This is a genomic window from Desulfomarina sp. (genome assembly GCF_054039375.1).
This window is the reverse complement of the sequence record NZ_JBPLBA010000063.1, coordinates 1-11,267: the sequence shown is the minus strand read 5'-3', so window position 1 is coordinate 11,267 and position 11,267 is coordinate 1. Positions and strand designations below refer to the sequence as shown.

At 43.6% G+C, this 11,267-nt stretch carries 10 protein-coding genes and 1 pseudogene; 3 read left to right on the top strand and 8 right to left on the bottom strand.

Features of this window, described 5'->3' with window-relative positions:
• Positions 1-332: 332 nt before the first annotated feature.
• From ACXLDX_RS03570 to ACXLDX_RS03545, 6 genes are all read right to left on the bottom strand, one after another.
• On the bottom strand, positions 333-728 hold the full coding sequence (locus tag ACXLDX_RS03570) for a hypothetical protein (protein WP_457575818.1): 396 nt from the start codon (positions 726-728) through the stop codon (positions 333-335).
• A 420-nt stretch (positions 729-1,148) separates the two neighbouring features.
• On the bottom strand, positions 1,149-1,340 hold the full coding sequence (locus ACXLDX_RS03565; RefSeq protein ID WP_457575817.1) for a hypothetical protein: 192 nt from the start codon (positions 1,338-1,340) through the stop codon (positions 1,149-1,151).
• Positions 1,341-1,435: 95 nt separating this feature from the next.
• A complete protein-coding gene (locus ACXLDX_RS03560; protein ID WP_457575816.1) occupies positions 1,436-1,822 on the bottom strand; it encodes a hypothetical protein in 387 nt (128 codons plus the stop codon).
• Between the two features lie 10 nt (positions 1,823-1,832).
• Positions 1,833-3,410: a M14/M99 family metallopeptidase gene (locus tag ACXLDX_RS03555; protein ID WP_457575815.1), complete on the bottom strand. Its 1,578-nt coding sequence runs from the start codon at positions 3,408-3,410 to the stop codon at positions 1,833-1,835.
• Between the two features lie 24 nt (positions 3,411-3,434).
• A complete protein-coding gene (locus tag ACXLDX_RS03550) occupies positions 3,435-4,667 on the bottom strand; it encodes a L,D-transpeptidase family protein (protein ID WP_457575814.1) in 1,233 nt (410 codons plus the stop codon).
• 223 nt (positions 4,668-4,890) lie between these two features.
• A complete protein-coding gene (locus ACXLDX_RS03545; RefSeq protein ID WP_457575813.1) occupies positions 4,891-5,187 on the bottom strand; it encodes a hypothetical protein in 297 nt (98 codons plus the stop codon).
• Between the two features lie 377 nt (positions 5,188-5,564).
• Between ACXLDX_RS03545 and ACXLDX_RS03540 the strand changes: the two genes are divergently transcribed.
• Together ACXLDX_RS03540 and ACXLDX_RS03535 are read left to right on the top strand one after the other, a co-directional pair.
• Positions 5,565-7,043 (top strand): sensor domain-containing diguanylate cyclase, encoded by a 1,479-nt coding sequence (locus ACXLDX_RS03540; RefSeq protein WP_457575812.1) that lies wholly within the window; start codon positions 5,565-5,567, stop codon positions 7,041-7,043.
• A 123-nt stretch (positions 7,044-7,166) separates the two neighbouring features.
• A complete protein-coding gene (locus ACXLDX_RS03535; protein WP_457575811.1) occupies positions 7,167-8,087 on the top strand; it encodes a hypothetical protein in 921 nt (306 codons plus the stop codon).
• A gap of 125 nt (positions 8,088-8,212) precedes the next feature.
• On the opposite strand, the gene ACXLDX_RS03530 is transcribed toward ACXLDX_RS03535, so the two are convergent.
• Together ACXLDX_RS03530 and ACXLDX_RS03525 are read right to left on the bottom strand one after the other, a co-directional pair.
• Positions 8,213-8,494: a hypothetical protein gene (locus ACXLDX_RS03530; RefSeq protein ID WP_457575810.1), complete on the bottom strand. Its 282-nt coding sequence runs from the start codon at positions 8,492-8,494 to the stop codon at positions 8,213-8,215.
• A gap of 178 nt (positions 8,495-8,672) precedes the next feature.
• Positions 8,673-10,073, bottom strand: coding sequence for an aspartate kinase (locus ACXLDX_RS03525; RefSeq protein WP_457575809.1), 1,401 nt, complete (start codon positions 10,071-10,073; stop codon positions 8,673-8,675).
• A 606-nt stretch (positions 10,074-10,679) separates the two neighbouring features.
• On the opposite strand from ACXLDX_RS03525, the pseudogene ACXLDX_RS03520 reads away from it, so the two are divergent.
• A pseudogene (locus ACXLDX_RS03520) lies at positions 10,680-11,267 on the top strand (hypothetical protein); the annotation flags it as partial.

Genomic DNA, 11,267 nt, shown 5'->3' with positions numbered 1-11,267 from the left:
CCACCTGGGCGTTGCCCGGTCAAATTTAAAAATTTCTTTTGTTATTTAGAAGAATTTTTTTTGAAAACGTAAGGGCTTGAGGGGGACAGTTGTGGGAAGAGAAAAGGTTGATCCTGTGTGAGTGGTTGTAAAAAAAGCGGGCAAACTTTTGATTGGGCTCTTGTAGGAGGTTGCACAGTTTCTGTGCCGGGAGAGAAGGGATAATGCTGAGAGAAGAGATTTGTTGCTGCAGATATATAAGATGTTTGCCCGACAATTGAGAGAGTTGTTTGGCCTGAATCAGTTGTTGTAACCGATTACAGGAGTTCAGACTTTTGTAAAATCTGAAATAGTCAGGTGACAGTCATTCTGCTGTTAACATAATAATGGAGGTTTGAAAGAATATTATCCAGACCTTCCTGCTGGTAAGAAGAAATCTGTGAAAATTCCACACCGATTTCAACTTCAAAATTGCTTTCCGGGTTGATTTCTTCCCATATTTTTCTCACCTTCAGCTGCTTGATATGACAGCCTTTGGAGTCCAGGATGTCCATCCGCCATTCGTCTGGAAACTGATGCTGGTAGAGGCAGCCAAAAGAAAGACCTCTTTCATCCATGCTGGTGACCTGTCCGGTTCCCTGGTGGTTTATGGCAATGAGGTGGCCAAGTATATTGCGCTGATCCATCCGTTTGCGTGACGGGGCAAGAGCTATCGGGTGAATTTCAAAATTTTCGAATGAGTTTTGCATTTCAAACCTCCGGAAAATCAGGATTTCCTGTTCATATATTTCAGAACAGATCCTGTTTTGTGATCAATCATCTCTGTTGATTCACAAGAAGAATAGCAAGACACATGCCAGAAAAATTAATTATGTATTATCAGGTTGTTATAAAAAGAAATGGATAGAGTGACGAGAAACGGGCAATGTTTTTTGCCCGTCTGGCGGCAAAAGTGCAAAAAATGCACTTTTGAAAAAAGATATGAATAGTTAACAGGAAACGACATTTGAAATGTGACCGGTCACAGGGCTGTTAATCATGTGACCTGCTACACAACATTCCGGGAAAACAGGAATGTTGTGTATTTGAAAAAGGGAGGGAATACCATTGGTGTCAGAGGCTTTTCCTGTTCATTTCTGACAGAGCAATGTGCACCTTGAAAAGGTATTCTACTCCTTGGGACCTTCAATGTTGAAGCGGGCAAATTTGTCAACACCGGGAATAAACTGCCCCATGGGAACCAGTTTTTTATTGTTGCCGTAACAGTCTATTATTATTTTCCATAAAACATCAAGGGCGCTGGTTTCTTCCGGGGATTCCGGGGTAATCTCAACAACATTTTTGTCTACAGATATTTTCATGTTTTTCTCCTGTGTGAGAGTAAGTCGGATTGAACTGTGGCTGCCAGCTTACACTCACATTAATAACAATGGTAATCATTGTCAACTAGGAAAAACTACTGTCCAGGGACAGCATCCGGCCGACGGGGAAGCAATGGATTGCAATTTTTTATAGTCACTCGGCCCTGGAGAAGATTTCCTTTGGAATATTCACTGAAAATACATGTGTTTGTTTCAGAGTTGAAGTTTTCGATCCATAGATTGTCATCCTTCCACGTGGCCCCGAGATGATGCTGCCCTTCCGGGACACGAATTGTCATAACACCACCATACCGTTTCACAAAAACCTGTTGCAGACGGAAATAATAAGTTGACCAGCCGGCCAGCAGAATAATGGATGCAACAATTACAGCCGCTTTCCATTTGACAGCCTTAAAGCCAAGAAAATAGAGAGGTGCGAGGGTGAGAATGAAAATGGCAATCCAGTATAAATAAGTAATCATCATGTTCTCCTTACTGCATTATTTTTTTACGGGATGAAGGTTTATCCAGGTGAAGCCAGAAGGTTCCAATTACCTTGTTTTTATAAGTTGCCTTTATAGGATACCTGATACCTTTTTTGTTTTCAGAATATCTCACCCAGAGATCCTGATCCGGAAAAATGGGGAAGTTGATATCATTCCCGTCGTTTATTGATTTTGGTGGTGCAAAACCTTTCAGGTTGGCAAAAATCATACTGTCCAGCCTGCTGATATTACTTCTGATACCTTTTATGATGACCGGTTTGTCTTTTGGAATATGCAACACTTCACCTTCTTTAACAAGGAATAGATTGCCGTTTACATTAATGATTACCTCTTCAGCCCGCAGCTCGCTGACCGGAGGTTCCCTGCTTTGAATGTTGTGTTCTGTTTTCCCGGATGAATACCCGGGCAACATGTTGTCTTTATCCGTTGCTACAGTGAGTTGAATCCATCCACAGGTTTCCGCGTCTTTTCGGATAATGACTTTTGTCGGCAGGGCTATCCTGAACGGTATGTTTGTATCGTTGTAGCTTCCCATGCCGACAAAATCCGCAGCAAGTCCCCTGTCAAAATTGGCTATGATATCAGTGACAACAACCTCGGCACCTTTTTCAATCTGCAGGCTGGATCCGTTTTTGACGGCATAGGGATACCCGTTGTTAATTTTTACAAGGACGTAACTGAGTTCGGTCTTGCCAACATGGACTCCGGGAGTTTCAGGGAGAATACCGAATTCCTCCATGAAGGTGTTGACAACAAGTTTATGCAGTGCAACTTTTTCTTCATTCTTTTTGATAAATTTAGAGGTTTCAACACCAAAAGCAGGAATATTGGCCTGGGTGAGAGCGTAATAGGTCGCCGAAAGCCTCTGTTCCCTGTGTGTTGTCTTTTCCGATACGGTATTATGATTGTTGGCTCTGAAATGATACCGCCTGTTTTCAATCTGATGGTTGACTTTCTCAAGTACCCTTCGGGCAATGCTTTCCAGGTTAATGAGCTTTTGTTTTTTTTCTCCGAAATAGGTGGCGGCATCAAAAATAATTGACTGTCCGAATCGTTGGGGATTTTCCATTTCGTTTTTCCAGACAGGAGAATAGTAACCGGAACCCTCGTGGAGATTTATAAGGCAGTCTGCCTGGCCGATGAGTTTTTTCAGGATGGAGACTATTTCCTGCTCCATATTTTTTTCTGCCGCGGTTTTCTGGCCGAATTTGCGGTTCATGTCACCGGTGAGACCGTCCCGCTGATTGAGGAGAATGGAATAGAAGTTTGCCCTGGGAACAACAATGAGATTCCCCTGTTTCAGGTTGATGTCGGCATAGAGATCAGCAGCAAGATATCCCCCTGGTTCATCTCCCTGGATTCCTCCGATGAGCATAATGGTTTTACCGGGTTTTTTGCCGAAAACCTTGAACACATGCAGTTCATGTTCGGTGTTGGCAAAGTACACATTATGCTGTCTCTGCAGGGGTGATCCCTGGGGCTGGGGTGGGGAAAAAAGGGAAAAAAATGTTATGACCACCAGGGAGCATATTGCAGGAAATCTATATGGGATAAAGGATATCATGGGGTGCCTTTTTATACACAAAATTTACATATATTCTCGCTGGATCTGCCATTTATCATTTTTCCTGATCAGGTGCAGTGTTTTTCTGCCGGCTGTTTTGTATTGGTCAGAGATATATGTTTGATCAAATGTCACAACAGCACCGTTTTTTGTTAATTTAATTTTTATATTATCAAGAGTTACGTGGATAAATGCGTATTTCCTGTTCAGCAGGGCTTTTTTCTTTCGCCATTTTTCCAGGTTCAGTCTGCCGCTGCGAAAAGAGGGACTGTAGCAGTTGATGTATGAAGATATGTTTTTGCGGCTCCAGGCTGTTCGCCATTGTTCGATGAAATTGAGAATTTCATCCTTCTCGTCAGTTTGCGGGACCCAGGTCCGTGGAGATGTTTTTTCCGTAAGGTTCGTTTTTTGCGGATGGATCGCCAGGATAGTAGGAATACCATTCTGGGACTGGATGGAATGCACTGTACGCCATTTTGTTGAGTGGCCGCGTCTGAGATACATTTTTTTCCTGTTCTTATATCGTATACGGTCGCCATCAAAGGAGAAGTAATTTAAAGTTGCAATCGCTGTCTCTTTTTTACGAAAAACAGTCAGAGTTTCAATCAGATTTCTGTCAATGTCAGCAATATCCGGGAAAAACTGTGTCAAAATGTCTTTCAGGACACCGTCATGTGCTGTTAAAACAACAGTTCGGTTGCTTATCGGTGTATGCAATGTGTTCACCACTACTACAGGAATTGTATCCACGGTGAGATAGGGCGCAAGAATATCAAGGTCATCATTGTTGAGGGTAATACATCCGTTTGTGCTGAAGGGAAGAAGTTGTCTGTTGGTTCCGTGAATATAAATTCCGTCACCGTTGTGACCGGCATTTTTATCAAAAATATTTGGGTAATCAAGATGGAATGCACGGCTGCCGAAGACTGTGATTTTTTTATCCTCATAGTAACGGGTGATAAAATATATCCCTTCGGGGGTGCGGGAATCACCGCTGACAAGTTTTGTTCCCGGGTTTTCCCCTGTGGCGCAGATGAATCTGTTCAGAAGTTTGAGTGTTCTTTCCTGGCTGAACAGCAAGAGCCGTTGGGATGATTTTTCCACCACAATAAAATAAATCGGCTGTCCGGAACTGTATAAATAAAGGTTGAAATCATCTGTTTTTCCTGGGAATACAGAAGCAGTACACGAAGTTGCGCGCAGGAATGCAGTAAAAAGAACGGCAATCGCGAAAAATAAGGAAAATACTCTGGTCATTGTTTCAGTACCTGTATCCTGCAATCGGCCGGTTTATTTGTGCATAAATTCTGCAATTGTAAAATTCAGGGTATTTGCGAGGTTCAAAGCGCTGATGTATCAGCATACTTCAACATATGATAACGAAGCAGGTAAGCAAGTGCCTGTCCATAGTTGGTCTTTTTACTGAGTATCTGCGTTGGCCGAAAAATTTTATCCTCGGAGGTAAGCGTAGACTCCGATATCAATTAGATGCCTGCGGTAAAATTTCCCGTGCGCCTTGATCTCGAACAGAAATCCTCATTTCTGGACAGACACAGGCAAGCCTGCGAGCCCCCGGATACGGTGAAATTGCCAATTCGGCAGGGCAAAGATAATGAAAAAATGTATTTACATCCTGTCCCTGAGTTACCGACGTTGAATAAATACTGTCCAAAATTGTAATAAAGTATGAAAGTTTACCAAGATAATTTATTCTGCTGTTTTTGGCAAATTCTTCAAACAATGTGTTATAAAAAATAATCATTATCTGATTATCCATGAAACTCAGCCGGCCTGGTGATGTGCCTGCTTTACCAGGCTGGCCTGCGATCAAAAATCACAGGAAATCTCAATTGATAAGGAATTTGATTGAAAAATGTCAGTATGGATTTTTCAAGCCAATATGATGTGGTTTTTGAAATACGCCTGGTAAAACAGCCACATCCCCAGGCTCGCAGGTGTCAGACTGAGTTTTATACGTATTTTGAAACCATTTGGCCATTATGGATTTTCGAAGTGGAAAATAGAGATATTTTCCCTGGTGTGATAAACTGTGAGAGTCCACGGATTCAGGAGAGATATTAGTGTCCCGTCGATATTCTGTCAATTGTTGCCTCTGTCCGGTTCCATGAAAAATCAGGCTGAGAAATAATCGGTATGAAAAAACCATCAACACGCAATCGGCTGCTTTTTCTGATAGCGGCAATACTGTTCTGTTCCTTCGTCGGCATCAGCTCCATCAACTATATGATAACCAGAGCGTCTGTCCGGGCAGAAATTCTGCAGAATGATCTTCCCCTGACCATGGATAATATCTACTCTGAGCTGACCTCAGAAATGATGCGGCCCCTGCTTGTTTCATCCTCCATGGCTTCCGACCATTTTTTAAAAGACTGGGTCAGCAGTGGAGAAAAAGATGTCGAGAAGGTTATAATGTATCTCAAAGGAATTAAAGAAAAATATGATTTTTTCACCACATTTTTTGTTTCTGCCCATACTGGAATCTACTACCGGTACAACGGGATTCATAAAACTGTTTCACCATTGGATTCCCACGATGTCTGGTACTATGATTTTGCAGCACAGCACCATGAATATGACATTGATGTCGATAGTGATGAGGCAGCCGGCAATGTTCTGACGATCTTCATAAATTATAAAGTTGTCGATTCTGCAGGAAAACTCCTTGGTGTGACCGGAGTCGGCCTGAAAGTCGAACACGTTTCTGAACTCATTGGGGCATATAAGCAGAAATACCAGAGGGTTGTTTATCTGACAGACCGCGAAGGGAAGATCATGGTGCATCCGCAGGAAAGCTATATCGAAAAGGTATTTATTGGCGATATGGAGGGAATCGGGAAGATAACCGAAGAAATACTTGCAACAGGAAATGAACCGAAAAACTACGAGTTTGAAAGGGGGAGCAGGACGGTTTTTCTTACTGTGCGGTTTATTAGTTCATTTTCCTGGTTTCTTCTGGTTGAACAGGATGAGAGCAGGGTTCTGTCTACGGCCCGGCGAAATTTTATTCGCACCATTATTCTTGGGCTGGTGGCTTCTGTTTTTGTTGTTCTGATAACTCTCGGTACTATAAATAAGTACCAGGAGGAGCTGGAAACACTGGCAGTGACAGATGAATTGACCAGTGCAGCAAATAGAAGGTCTCTGGAGAAAGATTTTGAAAATATGGTTTATTCGTATTCCCGCGGCAGAAAACCATTCAGTCTGATTCTGATGGATCTTGACAGGTTCAAAAATGTAAATGATAAGAACGGGCACCTGGCCGGAGATAATGTCCTGAGAAATGTTGCTCAACTCATCAAGAGAAATATCCGCCCCACCGATACCCTGGCCAGATGGGGAGGGGATGAGTTTGCCGTTCTCTGCTGTCAGGAAACGGATGGAGTTATGAAAATGGCAGAGAGGATAAGGCAGGCGATCAGGATGGCAGATCTGGGCGGGAAGGGCAGCAAACTTGATGATCCTGAGAATCTTATTACTGTGAGTTGCGGAGTTACTTCTTTTCACGAGGGGGACGATCTGGATACCATGCTCTCCAGGGCCGACAGGGCGTTGCACAGATGCAAGAAAAGAGGAGGAAACTGTCTGGAAACTGAATTTTTTAAAAAGGTATGATTTTCTTCTTTGGCTAACTTGCAAAACTGTATGATATTCTTATCATTGATGCTATGAATAATTTCAATCCAGATGTAATAAAAATATAGAATTATTAAGTAGTTGGGTAGTTTCAATTCTGTTATGGTCAGAGTAATAATTTCATTTCTTGCAGCGCTGCTGACTGGAACCCAGGCTCTCCTGATACTCTTCGGCAACAAGGGTATCTGTTTGAATGACGGCTGTGCCGTGGTGGACAGTTTTACCCGGGTGTCGCCTTTTTATTTTAATCTTGCCGGTTGTCTTTATTTCCTCTTTCTGTCCTGGTGTTTCCTGCAGGTTCGAAAGAAAAGGGAATTGTTCCATATCCTTGCGCGTTTTGTACTCTTTGGAGGCATAGCCGCCGAGGGTGTTCTTGTTTTTTTTCAGTATACGGTTGTTTCCACTTTCTGTTCCTATTGCCTTATTGTCTGTTCGGCCATTGTTCTTTTGACGGTTTTGAGTGGGGTGAGGCAGGTTGTCGGGGGGGGAGTTCTCTTCTTTTCTGTTTTTCTTGCTCTGTCTTCTCTTGATTTTAACACATCGGCCGGAGTTTCTCTTGATGAAGGGAGCTGTGCACAGGTTCCAGGAGAAAAAAGTAAACCGTCCCTGTACCTCTTTTTTTCCGAGACCTGTCCCCATTGTGAGAATGTGATTGCTGTCATGGGTGAAAAGCGCAGTTGTAATATCCGTTTCAACCCTATTGACAAGGTAAAACGTTTTTCCTTTCCCGGCAGCAGTCGCCTGCCGGAATATGATCCTCTTGTGAATGTCAATTTTCTCAAAAATTTAGATATCACTGAAATTCCGGTCCTCATTGTCCGGGAGCAGGAAAAAATTCAGATTTTTGAGGGAGAAAGTAGAATCACCCGTTATCTTCAGGAGAACTGCGGGAGTGAGACTGATTATGGCACTGTTTCCGGAACAGAAGACGGAGGATATAGTTATCTGCCCTTTCTGCAGAAGGAGGAAGGATGTTCAGTTGATGAGGATTGTGAAGGGAAAAGTGATCAAAAAGAGAAGTGATATAATTGCTCGCAGGTACCGCAGCTTTTCACGGTCTCTTTTGTCCGCATAGGTTGGCGATAGCGAAGAAGAGCCTGGAAAAATCTGTAGCATTTGTGAGCAATTACGAAGTGATTGTCGGAAATCTATTTCCCCAGGAGGTCCGCCAGTTCTTCCTTGGTCAGCATTGAACGGGGTGACGGGTTCCTTTGGTCATGGATAGTCCGCTGGTCTTTTCCTTTGCGTCTGTCGACGCCAAGCCGTGAGTTTGTCAGGGAGCGTACCCAGGTGCGAAGATTTTTTTTCTGTTTCCGTCGGTTTTCCCTGGTGTCACACCTTCTTTCCATGCTTTTCCGGCGATTACCCTGTCTGCGGTTTTTTTTCCGCCGTTCTGTTCCGTCCCAGGCAGAGTCGGCTGGTCCATTCATTTTGCATGTCCCCATTTTCTGAATTTATGGGTATGTAACTGAAAATTTCCACCATAACAACAAAATACACTGACCCCTCAATAATTAGAACAGTTTTGTTTGCAAAAATCACCCTCCTCGCTTTATCCAATGAATTTACGGATTCAGGTTTGCGGCCACTTTGCAAAATTCAAATTTTTCAAGATACTCCGGTGTTATTTTCCTCACAAAGTGCCTTATGCAGGGCCCGCTGGGCCGGGACAAAGTGTTCACGGTTAATGGTAAACTGCATATTGGTCTGTCTGGATGTCTGGGAGACGGTAAGAATGTTGATATTGGCGTCGGCAAGCGACCTGGTGGCTTTGGAGAGAATACCGGGTTTGGCGATATTTGAGCCGATGGCACAGACTATGGCCACGTTCTGTGTGGTGACCAGTTCGAACCGCTCCTGCATGTCCTTTACCAGTTGAGGTGTACAGTCTTTTTCGTAGATTATCATGCCTATGGTGTTGGCATTGGTGGCCTTGTTGATATAACTGACATTATGTTTTTCCAGCACCTGCATGATTTTCATATCAAAGCCGACCTCGCCGACCATGTGAGTGTCGTGAATTTCAAGGCAGGTAACAATATTTGAGCCGGTGATAACTTCTGTTTTTGACTGGGGGCAGATGTAATCCTTGGTCATCAGTGTACCACTGTGGCTTGGATCAAAGGCATTCATGACCCGGATGGAGATACCGGCTGTTTCCAGCGGTTTTGAAGCTTTGGGATGAATTGCCTCCATGCCGACGTCGGCCAGTTGATCTGCAACATCAAAATTGGTGTTACAGATCGGATGGACCCTGTCCTCACCGATAATAGCAGGGTCCCCACTGCAGAGGTGGTATTCCTTGTGGATGATTGCTTCGCTGGCACCCAGTAATACGGCAATTTTTGAGAAAGTGACTTCGGAATAGCCCCTGTCAAACTCTCTCATGATACCTTCCGTTCCCTTGGTGTATCCCGTTGCCACACAGATGGTGCTGCTTGGATCGAGTTTCGAGAATGTATGGCGGATCCGTTCATCGATTGTTCTTTCTCTGCTGTCTTTCCAGCCGCTCAGATCAACGAAGGTGGCATTGTACCCGAGGTTCTGAAGGATGTTTGCGGTATTGAAGGCACTGTGCATTTCACCGATGGAGGCCAGAAGTTCCCTTGCGGCCAGCAGCAGTTCATTGCGGTTGACATAGCCTGATGCAAGCACATTATTCATTGATTTCAGAATATTGAGTGCAAATCGTATTCGTTCACAGATGAAGAGGTCGGCTGATTTTATATCCAGGCCGATATCGGCAAATTTACGGTTCAGTTCACAGAGTCTTTCCTTCAATCGGTTCATTGCCGTTTCACACTCTTCTCCCTGCTCAAATATCTGGTAAATACCTGGAGTTCCTGTTTTTTTGTGTTCAAGGAGATCGTTGGTAATACCGGCATATGCGGAAACGACATATATCCTGTTATAAATATCGTTTTTATCTTTCAGTATGACGTTTTGAAGAACCTCATTGAAACGGGACATTGTAGTGCCCCCTATTTTTTCGACTCGAAGTGTATTCATGGTATCACCGGATAATTGAGGAAAAACGCACAATCCTGTTTCCGCAATTCATTTTTTTTGATCATTTCGTCCTTAAGTTTCTGTCCAGAAATGAGGATTTTAGTTCGAGATCAAGGCGCACGGGAAATTTTACCGCTGGCATATAATTGATATCGGAGTCTACGCTTACCTCCGAGGATAAAATTTTTCGAGCAACGCAGATATCGGGCAAAAAGACCAACTATGGACAGGCACAAGTTAACGACATTGAGTTATACATGCTGAAATTCGAGTATCCTATCGCAATGAAAAATCTCGTGCAACTGATTTCTTGGATTCCCTGGCGGGATATCTGGAACTATCCACAGGGACAACAACTCTATGATTTTATTGCCTCTGACCTGTAATTGCTCATCTGCCACAGGTTTTTGCATGTTCTATTGTTTGCTTTTACCTGCCTGCGCGGAGAAAAACCCGTAAAAAGCTGGGGTGTCCAGAAGTTAACGGCATTGGAAATTCGATGTAAACAAATCTTCGAAATGGACCGATACAGATAGTGTGTTTTTTATGCGTTCACGGATGAGCGTTGTCAGTTGTTTTCACTTTTCTGCCATGGAGGGCTCTGCTATGAAAATCGCCGCATCAGCTGTACAGTTATTTTCCGAACATACTCTCACAGAACAGCACAGAAAAAATGAATCCCTGACAGTCCGGAAGGATAAATCCGGTCTGGAAAGTCGTGGTACTGGGAAAGGTAGAGGAAAGCACCGTCTGTATGATTATGGCCGGGGAAAAGGTGACAGGATTTCCCTTGGGAGGAGCGGTGTAAAAAGACGCCATATTAATCCGCTCAATTTTGAAATGACGGAAGAAGAGAAAATGGAATCGGATCTCAATGTCCGTCTTCTGAAATCACTTGTTGAACGTCTTACAGGGCGGAAATTTGATCTTGTCGATCCGATAGTGCGGGATATTCAACCGGTACCGGATGTTGGTGACACTGCGGCACCGGCTGACAGGGAAGGTGCAGGTTTCGGGTTGATTTATGATTACCATGAGTCTCATTATGAATATGAATCCATGGATTTTCAGGCGAATGGCATTATCAAAACAGAAGATGGTATGGAAATCGATTTTTCAGTGTCACTTTCGATGAATCGTGAGTTTTACAGCGAGCGGAACATCCAGGTTCGGGCTGGAGATGCCCTGAAGGAT